We start from the raw sequence: 19,211 nt of genomic DNA on the forward strand, positions 1-19,211 counted from the left end.
CCACTGTGCTCCTTTCATTTCCTGACTCCCTTTCCGGGCTCTTTCTCGCCCTGATGAGGACTCTCCCCGTGACCCTGCCGCCATCCGGAAAACGTTGTCTACCATTCTGGAGCGGGCTGGGTGCAAGCGCGTCCGCTTCCACGACCTTCGTCACACTTTCGCCACCAACGCCCTGGAGCACGGGATGGACATCAAGACCCTGTCCACCATCATCGGGCACGTCTCCAGCGCCACGACACTGAATGTCTACGCCCATGTCACCAACGGAATGCGGCAGTCGGCGGCGGCAAAGATCGACCGCGCCATCGTCAAGGCGGAACCTGGGCCAGATGCGGCGGTCAAGGAAAAGCCCGCCCGCACCACCTTCCAAGCGGTCAAGGGCAAGTACCGCAAGCCAGGTACTGGGTACGTGTCGCAGATCGGAGACCACCTCTGGGAGGGGCGGTACTCCCCCAAGGTCAACGGAAAGCGGATGACCCGGAATGTCTATGCCAACAGCGAGGGGGAATGTGAGGAAAAACTGGCGAAGCTGATTGCCGCTCTGCGCACCCAAACGAGAACTGGGTAATGAACTGCCAAGTATCTCAAAAGCTGACAAAGGCTCCGCCCTCAGCCGGGGGTGGAGCCTTTCATTATTGAACAGTCTTGGGAACAAACTCCAATTTCAGCTGCATTCCCATACCGGCAGCCAACCGTTTCAGTGTGCGGAGGGAGGGATTCCCCGTTCCATTTTCCAGTCGGCTGATATCCGCCTGCTGGATGCCGGTAATCTCGTCCAACTGCTGTGTCAGATCACGCCTTTCCCGTCCCTCAAAGATTGCCCGAATAATCTGCCGTTCAGGCTCCAGTGCCTCCCATTCCGCCTGAAACGCTGGATCTTTCAGCTGTTCATTCAATGTCTCCCGGAAATTCTTGCTCATCAATCAAACCTCCCTGCTCTGGTAGTCGGCGCGGTAACGCTCTGCGCGGTCAATCGCGATTGACTTAAATCTCGGAAATGCCGTCCCCAAATAACTTGGAACTGGGCGCTCAAAGTGTCGCCTCTTTGTTCTTCCGAAATTCAGGCATCATGGAAATTTTGGTGCACAACTTAATATCCCATGCCAACAGCAAGGTTCCTATGAAATGTTGACTTGGTCAAGCTTCCCTGTTACAATAGAACCACTTTGAGGTATGGTGAATTAAATTCGAAACATTGTTTATATGTGTTTGCTCCCGTTTATGCAAGTGAACCTGAGTAAACAAGTAAAAACAAAGAATTGAATTTAATTGATTTTATCTGACAATGCTCCCTACCTGCACAGGGGGAGTGTTTTGTCAGGGGATTACTATGCCTCTTGGTAGCAATTTTACCGAGAGGAGTTTTTTATGAATAATGATGATTTGCAGGAAATCCAAGACCGAATCGGCTATAATTTCAGGAATGTCGATCTGTTGCAGCAAGCCTTTGTCCGGAGGTCCTATGCAAAGGAAAACGGCGGAGAAGATAATGAAGTGCTGGAGTTTATCGGCGACAAGGCGCTGGACTTTGCGGTTGTCAGACTACTTACTAGAAAATATGGGCATATGGCAAATGGCGATCCTGTTGATCCGCCAAAGCTTTCTGTACATTTTATTGATCTAAACCCCAAAAAACAGGATAGCCTTTCTCCTAATGAATTTATCTGTGATCATAACGAAGGGACACTATCTGAGCTAAAGCAAAAACTTGTAAGCAGGAAAACCCTTGCCTGCAGAATTGACGATTTAGGCTTGGACGATTTTCTCATTATGGGGAAAGGTGATACGCAGGCGGGCATTGCCCAGGAAGACTCTGTCAAGGAAGACCTGTTTGAAGCAATTTTGGGTGCGGTTGCACTTGATTGTGCATGGGATATGCAGGAGATTTTTGAAACCGTAGAAATCATGCTTGCGCCAGAACAGTATTTAATAGACGATGAAAGTGAGAACTATGTTGAGTTAATTCAGAAATGGACGCTGTGGAAGAATGGCGAAATACCACTTTATCACTTTGAAAAAGCCAGTTATGAATCTTCATGGTATTTCCCTTTCGATGGAGTATCCCAGCATTTCAGCGTTCTCGGAAGTCGGGAAGCACAGGAAGTACAATATCATTGTCTATTAAAGATCGATAATGACTTGCCGATTTTCAGAGGCTTCAGCCGTTCAAAAGCGGAAGCGAGGATGGCAGTTTGTAAGGTCGCTTATGAATATTTAGAGCGGAAGGAACTGCTGTTCTCCATCCGGGATGAAATTGAAAATCCCAACAAAGCCGATGCCGTCAGTCAATTGGAGATTCTTGCCCGGCGAGGCTATTTTTCGCTCCCTACCTATGATTTCGAATTGGAGCATGATAGAGACGGAAATCCAATCTGGAAATGCGAGTGCCATATAAAAGAACGCAATACTTACTTTTGGTCACAGTCTTCATCCAAGAAAAAAGCAAAAAAGTCCGCCGCTTTTGAGATGCTGAAATATATACTGGATGAGGCATAATCATATCAAAATGGTGCTTCAACTACGCCCCCAGTGAATACGAGGACATTGACAGAGACAGTTTCAGTTACACACGGAGTGCCTACGTCAACCTTTGCCGCCGTGGAGAGGAAGACGGGCAGCCTCTTGATTCTTTGAGGGAACGACTGATCCGCATACCAAAACAGCGGCAAAATCAAGCACAGACTGCCGCCCTCCAGGGCAAGGCTTCCCGGAGGGCAATCTTTTCTCTGTCTGTGGCTGGAACTGTGGTCAAGGCAAACATGGGCTGATAAACCTCACCGCAAAATCGATCCAAAAGTCAAGAAAAAAACGCTGTTTCCTGTTGGAAACAGCGTTTTTCATGGTGGACGGTACAGGACTCGAACCTGTGACCCCCTGCACGTCAAGCAGGTGCTCTAGCCAGCTGAGCTAACCGTCCGAAGCGAACACATATAAGATACCTGATTTCCGCGGATTTGTCAAGCCCTTTCTTGCATTTTTTTCATTTTTCTGTTATACTGCCCCCAACACCATCCCTTCAGAGGAAAAGGAGCTGATTCCATGAGCGCATCCGCCCTGATTACCGGCTCATCCCGGGGCATCGGCCGGGCCGCCGCCGCCGCCCTGGCCCGGGAGGGCTGGCCCGTCTGCGTCAACTATCTGGAGCGCCGGGAGGCCGCGGAGGACCTGGTGCGCCGGCTGCGGTCGGAGGGGCATATAGCCATCGCCGTTCAGGCGGACGTGGCCGACTGCGCCGCCGTGGAGGCCATGGTCCAAAGGGCCGCCGAGGCCCTGGGCCCTGTGGAGCTGCTGGTAAATAACGCCGGCATCTCCCATCAGGGCCTGTTCCAGGACACGGACGACGCCCTCTGGAACCGGATGCTGGCGGTGAATCTCACCGGCGCGCGAAATGCCGTACAGGCCGTTCTGCCCCACATGCTGGAGGTCAAACGGGGCGTGATCGTCAATATCTCCTCCATCTGGGGTCTTCGGGGGGGCAGCTGTGAGGTGGCCTATGCCTGCACCAAGGCGGCCCTCATCGGCCTCACCCGCTCTTTGGCCCTGGAGCTGGCCCCCTCCGGCATCCGGGTAAACTGCGTGGCCCCCGGCTGCATCGAAACCGACATGGTCCGTGTTCTGGGAGAGGAGACCCGTCAGATGCTGGTGGAGGAAACGCCCCTGGGCCGTCTGGGGACCCCGGAGGACGTTGCCCAGGCCGTGGCTTTTTTCGCCTCGGAGCGGGCCTCCTTTCTCACCGGACAGGTCCTCACCGCCGACGGCGGCTTCATTGTGTAACCCGGCGCAGAGGCCGCGGCACTGGCGGAAACGGACCATCCCTTCCGCGCCGGAATTCCGGGCCCCCTCAGAATGGTGGGCGGGGACACCATCATACAGACCGCCATGGCGTCCGCAAACGCCTCAGCCATGCCCCACATGCCCCGGCGGACGGGATGCTCCGCCTTTGCCCGGGACTGCACCACCGCGGAAAATCCCCGCTGCCGAACCGGGAACGGGCGATGCCGGTCCGCATGACCGCAGACGCCGCATCCGCAAAGCCGCCAACGGGAATCCGCCCTCCCGTGGCCTTCGTCTCCCGGAACCGGCGCAGAGAAGCCGCCGCCCTGCCATCAGGCAGGGCGGCGGTTTTTGTCCGGTCCGGCAAGCGGACCGGCCCGGTTCCCGGCGGCCGTGCGGCTCTTCCATGCGGCGTTGTCCCCCTTCGGGGGCGCGCATACGGGTCCGGCAGCGGGCCGGATTCCGTCCGCTGTCAGCCTGCCATCAGCCGGTTGATCTCCGCATAAAGATGAAGCCTATCTTCTTCATACGTTCCGTCGACTCGCTTCACCGCGGCCTCGACCTCCTGTTCGTTCAAGCCGCTCTTCACATATCTAAGGTAATAGAGCATATCATATTCAACCATATCCGCAGCGACATAGAATCCATCTCCAGCCCAGTAATATGTAATCTGAGCCTTGGGATACTTGATGCCGTTACTACTCACCTCTTTCCAAAGCATTACGGCTCCGGACGGAGCGCCGTATTCCCGGAGCAAGCTGTCAATGCTGCTATCAACCGTGCTGGTCTGGCCCTCTAAGTATGAAGGAAGTGTGTCAAGCGTTATAGAAATCTGGCTCAATGTCAAGTTTTGCAGATTCTGCTGCGTGTCACTGGCATTGTAAAATTTAACACTCCCCAAGAAGCTATTGCTGAAGAAGATGAGATTTTCATGGGGGGAAATCTCGGAAGCAGGTGTTTCGGTGTGCCACTCTCCCGAGGAGATTAGTCTCGCCCGGGCTTCGGGGCTCTGCAAGGCAAAGGGACTGAAATCCGACCGCAGGTTAGACAGAGTCCATTTTACATCGTCCAGGCTGAGCGTATGCCCGGCCCCCGTCATCGCGCAGGAGGTAATCATCCCCTTCTCAACGGTTTCCGGGAGAGGCGCCCTGGTCCCGTCAATCAGCTCAATCCAAGCGAAAGAGGTGTCCAGAGTTTTGGGGTCAACCTCCGCGCCCTCGGCGCCGATTGCATCCAGCACGAAGGGCGCCTGTTCCCCCCTCACAGCATAAAGAGCGTCGCGCTCCTCATCCCAATAGCCGGTGTAGGTGGAATCATAGATCTGTCCGCTGTTGGTATGTGACAACGGGAATATAATTTCCCGGATGTTTTGTTTCAGGGGATTGTAAGTGAGCAGAAATTCTCTGATGACGGCGTTTCCCGTGTGGTCGGTCTCAACATACACCGTACACGGTTCAACCGTTGGAGGCTCCTCCGCCGACATAACCGCCTGGATAATCTCCGCGTCGCTCATTTTGGACAGCTCCCCAAGGGTGAGGTCCAACCCCGAGGAAATAAGCGTGTTGTCCTGAACCAAATAAATGCTGGGATACTCGTCCTTTGACAGTTCATGCACCCTGTAGAGAATCTGAGGTTCGCTGCTCTGAATGTACTGGCTGAGGGAAATGGGTTCGTCGGAAGGCGGTGTGACCGTCTCCTCCGTCTCAGGCGATGTGACCGTCTCTGGCGGACTGCCAGCCTCCGTGTCTCCAGCCAGTCCTTGTCTGCCGCCGCAGGCGTACAGAGACAGCGCCATGCACAGGCCCAGCAAAAAGGCCGCGCCTCGTTTGATTCGCGTTATATTGTGTTCCTTCTGCGTGATTAGATTTGAAGGCATAGTAATACCCTCTATCATATAAGTGCCTCAGAAAAACCGTCAGGTTTTATTTCCGGCGAAAATTTTTTAAAAAAATGGGCGCGACGGCGGATTTCGGCCTCCTCAAAAAAATTTTTTAAATTTTTTATTAAATATAAAACCTGATGGAGATTTGAAGACACTTACAATATGTATAGCTTCTGTTTTCTTCCACATATTGCCAGAAAAGAGAGTGAGAAAGGGAATTGTACTTTTTTGGCAGACGTGATATGCTAAAAGCGGCAGACCGCAAAGCGGCTTTGCCCTTTTTCAACCAACCTGCTCACATAAGGAGCTGAACACAATGGAAGTGCAGACACACCGGGCCGAGGAGCTGGCGGCCCAATATCTGGCGGGCCGCCGCCAGGCCATGGAGGACCTGATTCAGGAGATTCAGGACGTCGTTTATTTTCACTGCGTCAAACTCATGAGGAACGAGGACGACGCCCAGGACGCGGCCCAGGAAGTCCTGATGGCAGTTCTCCAGGGTCTGGACGGCCTGAGGAATCCCTCCTCCTTCTATTCCTGGCTCAACCGTATTATTGCCCGGACCTGCGCAAAGCTCTACGCCCGGGAACACCGGGAGAACGCCTCCGACGAGGACCCCGTGCCGCTCCCCTTTGAGGAGGTGGACGACCAGCAGATTCCGGAGAAAATCATTGATACCGAGGAGACCCGCCGGATGATCCGGGAGCTGGTGGACGGGCTTCCCCCGGCCCAAAGGCTCAGCATACTGCTGTATTACTTCGACGAGCTGGCGGTGAAGGACATTGCCGAGGTGATGGACACCCCGGAGAACACGGTGAAAAGCCGCCTCAGCTATGCCCGGAGGGCCATCAAGACAGGCGTAGACCGCTGGATTGCCCAGGGACTCACCTTCTACTCCTTCACGCCTCTGCCCTATCTGCGGTACTTCCTGCAAAAGGAGGCGGAGGACTGCCGTCTGCCGCCCGTCGTTGCGATGCGGGTCCGGGACGCGCTTCTGGCCGCCGGCGTGGCCGGAGCCGCCGCCACAGGCGGCGCGGCAGGAGGAGCCGCGGCAGGAGCGGCCGCAGCGGGCGGCGCGGTGTCCGCGGCAGGAGGAGCCGCGGCAGGGGGCTTTGTTCACAAGGGCGTGCTGCTGGCTCTGGCCGGATTGCTGGCAGCCGGAAGCGTGGGCGGCCTGCTGCTGCGGCGTCCCCCGCAGCAGCCTGATATTCTTCAGAAGCCGGAGCCGCCGCAGGTGGTGGAAACGGTCCCCAGACCGGCAGAGCCGGAGACGCCGGAGTATCAGCCGGATACCCTTTCAGATGTGCCGGAGCCCCCGCCGGAAGTGCAGCGGCTACAGCTTCCTGTCCCGCCGCCTGCGGAGGAGACGCCTGGGGAATGGGACGGTGAATTTACGGTGCTGCCTGTCCCGCCGGCTGAGGAGGATCCCCCTGAGGAGGCGGGCACAAAGCTCTCGCCTCCGCCGGAGGAGGAACCGGAGTCCGATGAGGAGGAGTCGGATTCCGACCCGGACGAGGACGACGACGATGACGATGATGACGAGGATACGGACCCTGAGCCCGGCCCTGTTCCGCCGGTTACGAACGACTACCAGCCGAATCGGAACTTCGGCAATTATCTGGGGATAAACGCAGACGGCATCCATGAGTTTGATGTGTACTTAACCGCAGACAGGGAGAGCTGGACGGTCCACCCCGTGGAGGATGCGGGCTGCTACAGCCGGATTGAGATTTCCGACGAGAGCCGGGTGAGCTGCCGCGCCGACTATATTTATGGAGTCGCGCCCGGGCGCAGCGAGGTGCGCTACTACCTCAGCAGAAGCCCGGACGGCCCCTTTGAGCTGGCGGTCATTGCCTATGTGACGGTGGCGCCTGTGAAGCCGGTGACGCCGGACTACAACTGGGGCACTTATGAGAAGACGGCTGCCAACATCGCCTATTTCCGCCACACCCTGGTCAGGGGCGGTCTGGAGCCCCGGACGCCCTTCCAGCCGGGGAGCTTCTATGTCAGGGCCGTAAGCGATGACCCCGGCACGGTGGAGGCGAATCAAAACGCACAGCTGCGGGCCGTTGGAACCGGCGCCGCGACGGTCCGGTACTACACCCGTTGGACGGAGAATGATCCCTGGACCGAGGCCGCTGTGGTCAAGGTGACCGTTCTGGAGGAGAAGCCGCCGGAGGCAGTGGTGATCGAGCGCCAGGCGCGGAGCGTCAACTATGGCAGCAATGAGAGCTTTTTCGATATGTGGCAGGGAGACCTGCCCGGTGCTCTGCGGTTCACCTCCTCCAATCCTGCCGTCGTGTACGTGACGCAGGAGAGCGGAGACTTCAGCGCCCTGTCCCCCGGAACCGCTGAGCTGACGGCCTATGAGCCCCTCAGGCCGGACCAGTGTTACGTCCTGGAGGTTCAGGTGGCGGACAGGTTCGCCTGGGAATGCACCGCGGAGGACGTGACCCTCTGCCTGGGGGAGACCCTGGAGCATGAGGTTTCATACACGCTTCACACATCCAACGGGGCCCATGTGAGCTCCATTTCCATCAACAGCGCAGACCGCAATATAGCGGATATTGTCTACCGCCCCCAGGACGAACTGCCGGAGGACACCATCCGCTTTGAAATGATTGGCCGTTCCCAGGGTACCGTGGAGGTGACGGGCAGGGTCGCCTTCGACGTGCTTACCTATGACGGCTTCAAGCGCATGGAAACCGCCTTTACCTTTCAGGTCCAGGTAAACGAGCCGCCGGAGGACGGCATCCCCACTGTCCGCAAGGAGGCGGAGCAGTTCGGCAAATGCTCCGGCTATGGCTACAGCGGCCGCTTCCAGAATTTCTGGGACGAGGCGCTGCCGGAGGACGGGGTGACGTATCTCTCCTCTGACCCCGCTGTGGCGTGTATCAGTGAGTGGGGGTCCTTTACCACCGTTTCGGCGGGAACGGTGGAGCTGACGGCCACCAGCACGGAGGAACCGGCGCGCCGGTATGCTCTCACCCTCCATGTGGAAGACCGGCTTGACTGTGTGCGCACCATTGAAGAGGCCACCGGCTGGCTGGAGGACACCACCGGTAGCGTCTCGGCCCCCAATTACGAGTTATCCGCCGGAGGCAGAGGGCTGACGGATATCAAGTGGACCAGCAGCGACCCGGAGATTCTCACCGTCATCGCGGGCTCCGCCTACTCTTGTTCCTTCAAGCCCCTCCGGGCGGGAAAAGCCGTTCTGCACGGGGCTGCCACCCTTATGATTGATACTCCGGAGGGCAGCAAGTCCGTGAAAGATGAATTTTCCGTCCCTGTCACGGTGGACTATTACAGGGAGACGGAGGCCGTGGAAGCGGGGTCCTTCGGCTTCTGCTCCGGCTACGGTTATACCGGCTCCCTCCGGGACTACTTCCCGGACCTTCCGGATGGGCTGACCTTCGGCTCCAGTGACCTCTCCGTGGCCTGCATCCATAAGGACGGACGCTTTACAACACTGAAGCCCGGCAGGGTGCTTCTGTACGCCCATTTGTCCAGCCATCAATACGCCGTCTGGCTGAATGTTCAGGACGCCATGGACTGGACCTGCTCCCTGGAGGACGCGGCGCTGGATGTGGGCGGCAGCGTCCTCTGCGGGGCGGAGAACGCACAGATGAACCCCGGCGTTTCGCTGAACTCCGCGTACTGGTACGCCGCCGATTCCCGCATCGTCTCCGTGACGAAGGACGCAGACGATCCGCTGCGCTGCCGGGTGGAGGCGAAGCAGCCGGGAACCACCACGGTCACCGGTCTGCTGAGTGTCAAAGCCCCCTACTATCTCTGGGGAAACGTTTCGTCTGCCAGCCTGTCCGTAACCGTCTCCTTCCCGGTGACCGTCCGGGAAGCGGAGGAGACAGATTCCGACGCGCCGCCGGACGCCCCCTGAAGGCAGCGGAGCACAAGGCTGCGGGAAACCTGCGGCAGCCGCCGGACCGAAATTCTGGAGGGAAACGCCGCTCTTGATTTCCATGGGTATGAGTTCGGCCCATTCACTCACCGCCACAGGCACCGGGGCAACCGGCAAACAAAGGTATCACTTCCGGCCGTTCGGTTTGAAGGCCATCATACAGGGCCCGCCCTGTCAACAACAAACGGCCTCACCGCCCGGAAGGCGGTGAGGCCGTAAAAACAGCAGGGTGACAGAGCGGCGGCGGGAGACGAGCCCGTGTTCACTCGAACCAGCTCTTGACACGGTCGGACACAAAGGCGATGGCAGGGCCCAGGCAGAAGCCGGTAATCAGCGTCGTCAGGCCCACCGTGGACCCCAGCAGGAATCCAAGGGACAGAATGGCGATATCCCACAGCATACGAACCGCGCGGGCGCTCACCCGGTTTGTGCGGGCCGCGATCAATTGGGGGATTGCGTCATAGGGCGCGACGCCCAGGTCCACCACCATATAGAAAGCGGCGAAGATCAGAAACGCGGCCATGCTGACGGCGAACATCAGGACCCTCGCCGCCATAGAGAAACCCTCGGGCGGTGTGTGCTGCCCGATGAGCCGCATGCAGAAGTCCGCCACGTACCCGACGCCCGCCATATTGGCGACGGTGCCCACGCCGATGCGGGAGAGGTCGAACCGGATCACCGGCAGGAACATCAGCAGGTTGAATACCAGCTGGCAGGTCCCGAAGGAAACGCCTGTCCGGGCGGAGACTCCCAGGGTGAAGGTGGAACAGGGGTCTGTGCCGAAGCCGACGGTTTTGAACACTGCTACGCAGATACCGATTGCGATGATACTGACGGTCAGGACTGCCAGCCTGCGCCCCATCCGGGGACGTGTGAAATTTGCGGCTATTGATAACGGCATCATAAAAGCGCCTCCTTCCGGTCGTGCCAGCCATAAAATTTTACCGGCTGGAATTGTACCACCGGAGCACCGGAGTGTCAACAGGAATATCTGCGGCGGCAGCGTCCGTTTCCGGCAGCAGGGCCGTGTCCCGAGAGCTTGCAGCTTCCGAAAAACAGGGCAGGGTCTGCCCCCAACACCTCATCCTCCTGATGAAATGCGCGAATGGACACGCCCGGGCAGCGAACACCCCTTGCGGAAACCGCCGCCGCGTGGTATCATCAACTCATGATTCTGAGAAATCGGAGGCGCGGACAATTGAAGCTTGATATCGGAAAAATGAGGTGGACACGGGAGCCGGAACAGTACGCCTTTGCGGACGGCGCCATCAAAGTGACAACCAGGCCCGGCACAGACTTGTGGCAGCGGACCTACTATCACTTCCGCAATGACAACGCCCCGGTGCTCCAGATGGAAACGGAAGAACCGTTTTTCTCCTTCACGGTCAAAACCGACTTCTCCGGCGCCCACCGCCGGTTTGACCAATGCGGCATCGTGATGTATCTGGACAGCGAACATTGGCTGAAAGGGTCTGTGGAATACGAAAACGAGGCGTTTCAGCACCTGGGCAGCGTAGTCACCAATCACGGATATTCGGATTGGGCCGCCACGGCAATCCCCGCGCAGGTCAAAACCATGTGGTACCGTCTCAGCCGGAGGGAAGACGACTACTGCATCGAGTGTTCCCCGGACGGGGAGCGGTTCAGCCTGATGCGGATATGCCACATGTGGAAGGGCGCAGGCAAAATCAGCTTCGGCATTTACGCATGCAGCCCCGAGGATTCCTCTTTCACGGCGGTTTTCTCCAATATGGAGCTCACGGATTGCAAATGGCCGGCCCACGACGGGCAGGCTCCCGACCGGGAATAAGACTGTCAATTCTGACGGCGGACTCTCATGAGTCCGCCGTTCTTTTTTACAGTCAGCACAGCTGAAAACCGGCACATCCCGAATTTTCAGGCAGCGGCAAAACCTCCGGCGGGCAAATCCCCTGGGGCGGCTGCAAAAGCAGACTTCCCTCCTCAAACCCGCCGCCCCGCCGTTTTTGAGTGCTTTCAGAACTTTTTCCCAAAAAACGAAATCAATAGTATGATATAGTCAGCACAGTTGAAAATCGGTAGATACCGATTTTCAAACAGCGGCGGAGCCGCTGACGGGTAAGGTAAAAAACCCCTGTGCTGACTATGAAGTCCACCGCAAGGCTGTTTTGCGGCCTGCGCGGCGAATGATTGCCGCGCTTGTTGAAAAGAAGCGGATGCTTCTTTTCAACTGCGGTGACTATAGGACTCAAAGACAGCAAGGGAGGTACGATCGCTATTTCGAACACATACGGTTATGTCCGGGTCAGCACCCGCGACCAAAACGAGGACCGGCAGCGCATCGCCATGAATGAGTTGTCCATCCAGGAGGAAAACATCTTCATGGATAAGCTGTCCGGCAAGGATTTCCAGCGGCCCCAGTACCAGCGCCTGGTCAGAAAACTGAAGCCGGACGATCTGCTCTACATCAAGAGCATCGACCGCCTGGGCCGCAATTACGCCGAAATTCTGGAGCAATGGCGCATCCTCACCAAGGAGAAGAAAATCGACATCGTCGTGCTGGACATGCCGCTGCTGGACACCCGCAGAGGCAAGGACCTCATGGGGACCTTCCTCAGCGACATTGTGCTCCAGGTGCTCTCCTTTGTGGCGGAGAGCGAGCGCACCAGCATCCGCCAGCGGCAGGCCGAGGGCATCGCGGCGGCAAAGGCCAGAGGCGTGAAGTTCGGACGCCCTCCCGCGCCCCTGCCCGACAACTTCCATCAGGTCCACAAGGAGTGGCGGGGCAAGCGGCTCACGCTGAATCAGGCCGCGGACGCCTGCGCCATGCCGGTTTCCACCTTCTATTACAAGGCGCTTCAATTTGAAAACGTTACATAAATAAAGGCGGTCTCTGTTCTAAAAAGGCGTACTTTTTTAGAACAGAGACCGCTTTTGCTTACAACTTTTCAATCGGCACAACCGCCCGGGAAGTTAAGACTTTTTCAGAAATTTTCTCAATAAATTTTCGGTTCTAAAAAAGTACGCTTTTCAAAAACGCGGAAAGGATGTGCCGGCAGTATGGCGAACAGCCGAAGCGGCGGGACGGCGCAGTTCACCACTCTTAAGGTCCGCCTCTACCCCACGCCGGAGCAGGCGGAGCTGTTCCAAAAGACCTTTGGCTGCTGCCGCTACATCTGGAACCGGATGCTTGCCGACCAGCAGCGGTTTTACGCCGAAACCGGCACTTTCTTCATCCCCACCCCGGCGAAGTACAAGGCGGAAGCGCCCTTCCTGCGGGAGGTTGACAATCAGGCCCTCATTCAGGAGCACAATCGGCTGAACCAGGCCTTCCGGGTCTTTTTCAGAAACCCGGAACGCTTCGGCCATCCCCGTTTCAAGCGCAGGAAGGACGACCGGGATTCCTTCACCGCCTGCAACCACGTCTTCACCTCCGGCCCCACCATCTACACCACAAGGGACGGCATCCGCATGACAAAGGCCGGGGTCGTCCGGGCCCGGTTCCACCGCCGCCCCCAGGCCTGGTGGAAGCTCAAACGCATCACCGTCCACCGGACCCGTACCGGCAGCTATGACTGCTACATTCTCTACGAATGCCCGGCGAGGACGCCGGAGCCGGTACCCCCCGCCCCGGAATCGACAGTGGGACTCAAATACTCCATGGAGCACTTTTACGTGACGGACCGGGGCAAGTCCCCGGACCCGCCCCACTGGCTGAAGCAGTCTCAGGAAAAGCTGGCCAGACTCCAGAAAACCCTCAGCCGGATGCAGCCGGGCTCCAAAAATTATCAGGAGGCAGTTCAGAAATACCGGCGGCTTCACCAGCACATTTCCAACCAGCGGCGCGACTTCATCCACAAGGAGTCCCGGCGGATAGCCAACGCCTGGGACGCCGTGTGCGTGAGGGAGGACGACATGAACCGGCTCAATCAGCTGGCGGCCCGGGGGAATGTGCTGGATTCCGGATTCGGAGCCTTCCGGGAGTGTCTCCGCTACAAGCTGGCCCGGCAGGGGAAGCAGCTGATTGCCGTGGACCGTTTTGTTCCCTCCAGCCGGACCTGCTCCGCCTGCGGCTATGTGACGCCGGAGGAGCTTTCCGCCCGCCGCTGGACCTGCCCCCGCTGCGGCGCGGCGCTCAGCCGGGAGGCCAACGCGGCGAAGAACATCAAGGCCCGGGGCCTCCAGCAGTATTTCAGTACCCAATAACAGCGCCCCGCCGGCGCGGGGTTTCTCTGTAGAACATTTTCCACGTTCCGGCAGGGACGCCGGTGAAGGCCCATGGCCGCGGGGAAACGTTGAGCGAAGCAAAACCGGATATCTTCGTTTTTGTTTCGCTCAGCGTTTTTCAGGCGGCAGGTTGGGAAACGAGAAGACGCGTTCGCGCGTCCGAAGCACGTACCGGGACAGTGCGGATTCTCCGGATTCCGCCCCGGCGGGCGTCCACAACATTTTGGCGATGAAACGCCGTCAGGATTGGAGCGGACGGAAGGACAGCCGTGCCGCCCTATGAGAGCCGGATTTTAAACAGGCTCTGAGAAAGGAGACGAACCCTATGCTTTGCTTAAGTCTTGCGCCGGGTCAGTATATGACCATCGGCGAACAGGTCGTTGTGCAGCTGGACCGGATTTCCGGCGACCGCTGCAAGCTGATGGTTGCGGCCCCGAGGGAGGTTTCCGTCCTCCGGGGGGAGGTTCTGGAACGGACCGGAGGCGAACGTCCCGCCTGTGTGACGGACGGCCCCCGGTGGCACCGGCAGGAAATCCCCTGGAACCGCAGCAAGGCCCAGGCCCTGACGGCCATGCGGGCCCTCCTCAGCCAGATGGACGGCGAGGACCGCACCGTTCAGTCCCTGCGCCAGCAGCTGAACCACATGTTCCCCCAGACCTGACCGGGCACAGAGAACGAAAAAACCCTGTAGGAGGGAACCGCCATGCCCCGCATGGCGGAAACAAAAAAGCCCCCAACAGAAGGGAGCCGCCGCGCAGAGTGCGGCGGAAACCAAAAAAATTTCAAACGGCTGACGAGCCGGTTGGAATATTTGTCCCGTACCGAACCGAAGACCCGTTACGCGCGAACGGAATTCAGGAGGTACTCCACCCCGCGTCCGGACAGGGATGTCCTGGCGCACCGATCAACCGCAATCATTTTAATGAAAGGAAGATTTTAAAATGAGGATTCAGCATAATATCTTAGCCATGAACGCGTACCGGAATTACAATACCAATACCAGTGCGCTTTCCAAGAACCTGGAGAAGCTCTCTTCCGGATACAAGATCAACCGCGCCGGTGACGACGCCGCCGGTCTGGCCATTTCCGAGAAGATGCGCGCTCAGATCACCGGTCTGAACGCCGCCCAGAAGAACGTCAAGGACGGCATCTCCCTGGTGAAGACCGCCGAGGGCGCCATGCAGGAAATTCAGGACATGCTCAACCGCATGGACTATCTGGCCACTCAGTCCGCCAACGGCACCTATGACAACGAGGTGGACCGGGCCAACCTCCAGAAGGAAGTCGACGCCCTGAAGGCCGAAATCAACCGTATCGCCGACTCCGCCAACTTCAACGGCATCAAGCTTCTGGACGGCAAGAGCGCCATGGCTACCAGCATCAGCGCTCTGGGCGAGCTGGATAAGGAAGCCATGCTGGACGGCGTGAACCCCACTGCGGGCGGCAAGGCCGAGATCACCGTCAACCTGGGCGGTTCCGGAGCCTCCAACCCCACCAGCAACCCCATTACCGCTTCCACCGACCCGACCAAGACCTTCGACGGCCAGGCTCCCAACGCCGCCACGGCGGATAGCGTGGAGTTCACTGTTGCAGATATCGCTGGTGCTCAAAAAACCACTTCTGGTGGCGTGACGCTTGATGGTACTAAGACAGTTCAGGATCTTATGGACGCTTTTGCCGGTTATACGGTCACGGTTACTGACGCAGCTGGCAACGCCAAGGCTGTCAGCGACAATTTTGCGACTGGCGATAAGGTCACGATTGTTTCCAATACGTTGGGTGAGACCGGAAAGACTGCGGCAAACTATGTCACAAACGCTGACGGCACTGTGAAGTTTACCGCAGGCGTCAACGAGGGCGACGGCTCTGCTGCAACCAATGCGGACTATAAGTTCGACCTGGACATGACCAAGCTGGAAGGCGGCCAGACCATTACCCTCAATGGTAAGTCGATTACCATTGAGAATCTGGCCACTGCCTCCGGCGCTGATGGTGCGGTCAATATTAACGGCAAAGACCTTACTGACAACGCCACCGGCGGCGATGCGGAGACTCTTGCCGGCGCTATCAAAACCGCTCTGACTAACCAGTTCGGAGCCGACTTTAATGTTGAGGTCACTTATGATGCCGCCAGCAATAAGGCCAGTGTCACTCTGACCGCGCAGACTGCCGGCGCGGCCGGCAACAAGGGCGAGCTGGGAGTCAGCACCGCCACCGGCAAGAACCCGGTCGAGAACATCGTTCACACCATCGGTCAGGACGCCCAGGCCGGCACTCCCGGCAAGCTGGCTCAGGCCACCTTTGAGAGCAATGACCTGATGCTCGACAACCTGACGAAGGTCGGCACCGAGTTCACTCTGGGCACCACCACCTATAGGGTCGTGGAGTCTAACGCGGACGCCTCTCAGAATGAGATCAATAAGGATGAACTCACTGCAGCCAAGATGCAGGAGCTTCTGGAGAAGAACCTCACAGAGCCCGGCCACGACTCCACCGTTTCCTATGATGGCACCACCGGCACCATCACCTTCACCGGCACGGAGACCGCGGCCAACACCTTGACCGGGCTGACGGGCAAGACCATTGCGGTCAAGAACGCCCCCGCCGCCGGCACCAAAGCCGGAAGCGACGCGAATGGCTGGACCGGCCTGGAGATTGAGGTTGGAAAGACCAAGCTGACCGACCTTCAGAATCACGAAATCACCGTGGACGGCAAGCAGGTCAAGCTCAGCGATCTGTTTGATATTACGGCCACCGGCGCAACCGCCGACGGCACCCTTACCGCAAGCTCTTCTTTGACCTTCACGGCCAAGCAGACCGGCAAGCTGTCCGACGATGTAATGAAGGCCGTCACCTATAACACAAACGCCTCTTCTGAGGTCCGCGACGGCTGGGACGAGGGACAGACCGGCGCCGGCAACAACACCCACTATGAGCTGGTCATCAGCACCGACAACACCAAGCTGGCAGGCGGCGCTTCCTTCTCCTTCGGCACCGGAGACAACGTCAGCACCTTCGACATCACCTATGATGATGTGGAGACCGGAAACGGCACCGGCGCCCCCGGCGGAAGCGAGAACGAAGTGGGCGCTGACCGTACCAAGATCAACCTGTCCACCTCCATGACCGACCAGGAGAAGGCCGACGCTATCAAGGCCGCTGTGGCCACCAAGATGGATGATTTCAACGTGAAGGTCACCGTCAGCGCCGGCAGCATCAAGCTGGAAGCCACCGCTAAGGAAGCCACCGCCGAGACCAACTATGGCGGCGTGCGCTTCAGCAGCGCCGGCGGCGCGTTCTCCGGCGGCGTGTACAATGCCTACAACGCCTTTGACGGCGGCACCGAGGGCACCTATGCCAAGGTCTCTTACGGCTTCGACCCCTCCAAGCTGGAGATTGGCGACAAGGTCACCATCGGCGGCATTTCCATCAACGTGGGCGAGAAGGACGCCACGGTGAAGGACGCCAACGGCAAGATTACCAGCATCACCATCAGCAAGGAGAACGCTCAGAGCGCCGACAAGCTGATTTCCGCCTTTGAGTCTGCCGGCTTCCAGTCCGGCCAGCTGGAAATTGCGGACGGCAAGCTGACCATCACCGGCCAGAAGACCGGCCAGACGGCTGAGGACCTGGCTAAGGAGATGGGCGTGAGCGTGAGCTCCACCACCCGTGCCCTCACCACCGGCGGTCTGACTCTCCAGATTGGCGACACCAGCGACAGCTATAACCAGCTGACTGTCTCCATCGGTGATATGCACACCGAGGCCCTGGGCATCGCGGGCATCGACATCGGTAACCAGGAGGGCGCTTCCAAGGCCATCCAGACCATCCGCGACGCCATCAACCAGGTGTCCTCTGTCCGCGGCGACCTGGGCGCCACCCAGAACCGTCTGGAGCACACCGCCAACAACCTGAGCGTCATGGCGGAGAACATCCAGGATGCTGAGTCCACCATCCGCGACACCGACATCGCTGAGGAAATGATGTCTTACACCAAGAACAACATTCTGGTCCAGTCCGCTCAGGCGATGCTGGCCCAGGCCAATGCTGTTCCTCAGGGCGTCCTCCAGCTGCTGGGCTAATTCTCAACAGCACTTACGCAGGATGACCGCTGAGCTGAGATTCGGCGGCACTTACGCAGGATGACCGCGCGAAGCGCGAAACAAAAAAATGCGCAGCAAAAAAGGCGGGCCTTTCGGCCCGCCTTTTTGCAAACAGCTGAGCCGCGTTATGTTCCATTTGTCTCCTCCCCTCCTTCCATCAGCAATTCCACGCCGCCGGTCAGCCGGCGGTAGAGGGCGGTCAACTCTTCCAGATACCGTTTTCCTTCCTCTGTCATCTGATAATACTGGCGTCTCCGGCCATCCGGCGCGATTTTTTTATAGGCCTCCAGAATGCAGCCGTCTTCTATCAGCCGGTAAAACAGCATATATGGGGACACCAGACCGATAGCATGACCGGTTTCCTCTTCTATCCGCTGCATAATCTGGACAGCGGGCAGATCCTCCCGCTTCAGCAGGGTCAAAACCAGCAGCTCCATGACAGCGCGCTTGAAATTATCCTCCATCCCCTGGGTCCTGCTCTTTTGACTGGCGATTCCAATTCCCCCTTTACCAATGAATTTGATTGCCTTTCCATTAGAACCTGTATTCACAACCGCTGAACGCTGTCTGAACGGCCTTTTTCCCGTCATACCGCGTCGATTTCCCTTGCAATCCGTCAGGATTGCTGCGGAAAATCTCCTTGTCTGACAAGAAAAATTCCCGCCCATCCAGCATCCCACGGCTATGAATACAGGTTCTTACTTCATTATCATATACGATGTTTGCCCGTCCGTCAATATGGTTTTAAGAAATTTCTTGTCATTTTGTTTTTTACTTCATAAGAGAATTTTGTATTGACGAATTTTGCCCCGTGTGCTAAGCTTATATTCAGGAGGTGCGGGCAGCAGCCAGATAAAATCTTTACTGCACAGGTATACATACGGCACGGGAAACCCAACACAGCGCAAGCGTATTTCTTCTCTTTACAGGAAGGCGTCGGAAACGCGCATTCCTTCGGCTTCGGAATCAGCGGCGGCGTTACGCATCAAGCCGCAGACACCCTCCGCAATGTCACGATTCCGATGGAACAGACAGTAAAAACGGACAGATTGGAGTTTTGATTACATGAAATTATCTGGAATGAGCGGTCTTTGCAACAGCTTTGACCGGCAGGTTTTTCCTGCGTTCAGGAAGAACGGGGGCAGCTCCTCTTTTTTGGATGAGATGAAGAAAACCGGTGAAGCCGCCACTGCTGAAAAAATCAGGGATTCTGTCGAAAAATCGCAATACGATGCACAGCTGAAGCTGGTTTATGACCGGCTTTCGGCTTCGTCCAAAAATGTGCTGGAGCGGCTGAAGGCAGAGGAGAACGACATCAAAAAGGACG

At 57.7% G+C, this 19,211-nt stretch carries 13 protein-coding genes and 1 tRNA gene; 9 read left to right on the forward strand and 5 right to left on the reverse strand.

Annotated elements, in window-relative coordinates:
* The first annotated feature begins 94 nt into the window (after positions 1 to 94).
* Positions 95 to 568 (forward strand): tyrosine-type recombinase/integrase, encoded by a 474-nt coding sequence (locus tag Q0063_RS11695; protein ID WP_297872160.1) that lies wholly within the window; start codon positions 95 to 97, stop codon positions 566 to 568.
* A 64-nt stretch (positions 569 to 632) separates the two neighbouring features.
* Here Q0063_RS11695 and Q0063_RS11700 read toward each other — a convergent pair whose 3' ends face one another.
* Complete coding sequence (locus tag Q0063_RS11700; protein WP_297872161.1) at positions 633 to 920, reverse strand: helix-turn-helix domain-containing protein; 288 nt, start codon at positions 918 to 920, stop codon at positions 633 to 635.
* Positions 921 to 1,368: 448 nt separating this feature from the next.
* Here Q0063_RS11700 and Q0063_RS11705 point away from each other — a divergent pair, with 448 nt between their 5' ends.
* The gene (locus Q0063_RS11705; RefSeq protein ID WP_297872162.1) at positions 1,369 to 2,496 is read left to right on the forward strand and encodes a ribonuclease III family protein; all 1,128 of its coding nucleotides are present in this window, start codon (positions 1,369 to 1,371) and stop codon (positions 2,494 to 2,496) included.
* Between the two features lie 344 nt (positions 2,497 to 2,840).
* On the opposite strand, the gene Q0063_RS11710 is transcribed toward Q0063_RS11705, so the two are convergent.
* A tRNA-Val gene (locus Q0063_RS11710) sits at positions 2,841 to 2,917 on the reverse strand.
* A gap of 122 nt (positions 2,918 to 3,039) precedes the next feature.
* Here Q0063_RS11710 and fabG point away from each other — a divergent pair.
* Positions 3,040 to 3,774 (forward strand): elongation factor P 5-aminopentanone reductase, encoded by a 735-nt coding sequence (gene fabG / locus Q0063_RS11715; RefSeq protein ID WP_297872163.1) that lies wholly within the window; start codon positions 3,040 to 3,042, stop codon positions 3,772 to 3,774.
* A 472-nt stretch (positions 3,775 to 4,246) separates the two neighbouring features.
* On the opposite strand, the gene Q0063_RS11720 is transcribed toward fabG, so the two are convergent.
* Positions 4,247 to 5,668: a hypothetical protein gene (locus Q0063_RS11720; protein WP_297872164.1), complete on the reverse strand. Its 1,422-nt coding sequence runs from the start codon at positions 5,666 to 5,668 to the stop codon at positions 4,247 to 4,249.
* A 304-nt stretch (positions 5,669 to 5,972) separates the two neighbouring features.
* Between Q0063_RS11720 and Q0063_RS11725 the strand changes: the two genes are divergently transcribed.
* Entirely contained in the window at positions 5,973 to 9,554 is a 3,582-nt protein-coding gene (locus Q0063_RS11725; RefSeq protein WP_297872165.1) for a sigma-70 family RNA polymerase sigma factor, read from the forward strand.
* A 283-nt stretch (positions 9,555 to 9,837) separates the two neighbouring features.
* Here the strand turns inward: Q0063_RS11725 and Q0063_RS11730 are convergent, their stop codons facing one another.
* Positions 9,838 to 10,479, reverse strand: coding sequence for a YitT family protein (locus Q0063_RS11730; RefSeq protein WP_297872166.1), 642 nt, complete (start codon positions 10,477 to 10,479; stop codon positions 9,838 to 9,840).
* Positions 10,480 to 10,794: 315 nt separating this feature from the next.
* Between Q0063_RS11730 and Q0063_RS11735 the strand changes: the two genes are divergently transcribed.
* The 5 genes from Q0063_RS11735 (at position 10,795) to Q0063_RS14790 (ending at position 17,863) form a co-directional block, all read left to right on the forward strand.
* The gene (locus Q0063_RS11735) at positions 10,795 to 11,385 is read left to right on the forward strand and encodes a DUF1349 domain-containing protein (protein ID WP_297872170.1); all 591 of its coding nucleotides are present in this window, start codon (positions 10,795 to 10,797) and stop codon (positions 11,383 to 11,385) included.
* A 446-nt stretch (positions 11,386 to 11,831) separates the two neighbouring features.
* Positions 11,832 to 12,434 carry a recombinase family protein gene (locus Q0063_RS11740; RefSeq protein WP_297872171.1) on the forward strand — a complete coding sequence of 201 codons (603 nt, stop codon included), beginning with the start codon at positions 11,832 to 11,834 and terminating at the stop codon, positions 12,432 to 12,434.
* Positions 12,435 to 12,614: 180 nt separating this feature from the next.
* Complete coding sequence (locus Q0063_RS11745; protein ID WP_297872167.1) at positions 12,615 to 13,760, forward strand: transposase; 1,146 nt, start codon at positions 12,615 to 12,617, stop codon at positions 13,758 to 13,760.
* Between the two features lie 346 nt (positions 13,761 to 14,106).
* Positions 14,107 to 14,442 carry a carbon storage regulator gene (locus Q0063_RS11750; protein WP_297872168.1) on the forward strand — a complete coding sequence of 112 codons (336 nt, stop codon included), beginning with the start codon at positions 14,107 to 14,109 and terminating at the stop codon, positions 14,440 to 14,442.
* Positions 14,443 to 14,722: 280 nt separating this feature from the next.
* A complete protein-coding gene (locus Q0063_RS14790) occupies positions 14,723 to 17,863 on the forward strand; it encodes a flagellin (protein WP_367180371.1) in 3,141 nt (1,046 codons plus the stop codon).
* A 146-nt stretch (positions 17,864 to 18,009) separates the two neighbouring features.
* On the opposite strand, the gene Q0063_RS11765 is transcribed toward Q0063_RS14790, so the two are convergent.
* Positions 18,010 to 18,348: a PadR family transcriptional regulator gene (locus tag Q0063_RS11765; protein ID WP_297872169.1), complete on the reverse strand. Its 339-nt coding sequence runs from the start codon at positions 18,346 to 18,348 to the stop codon at positions 18,010 to 18,012.
* Between the last annotated feature and the right edge of the window lie 863 nt (positions 18,349 to 19,211).

Origin of the sequence: uncultured Oscillibacter sp. (genome assembly GCF_947654275.1) — a bacterium.
Classification (GTDB): domain Bacteria; phylum Bacillota; class Clostridia; order Oscillospirales; family Oscillospiraceae; genus Oscillibacter.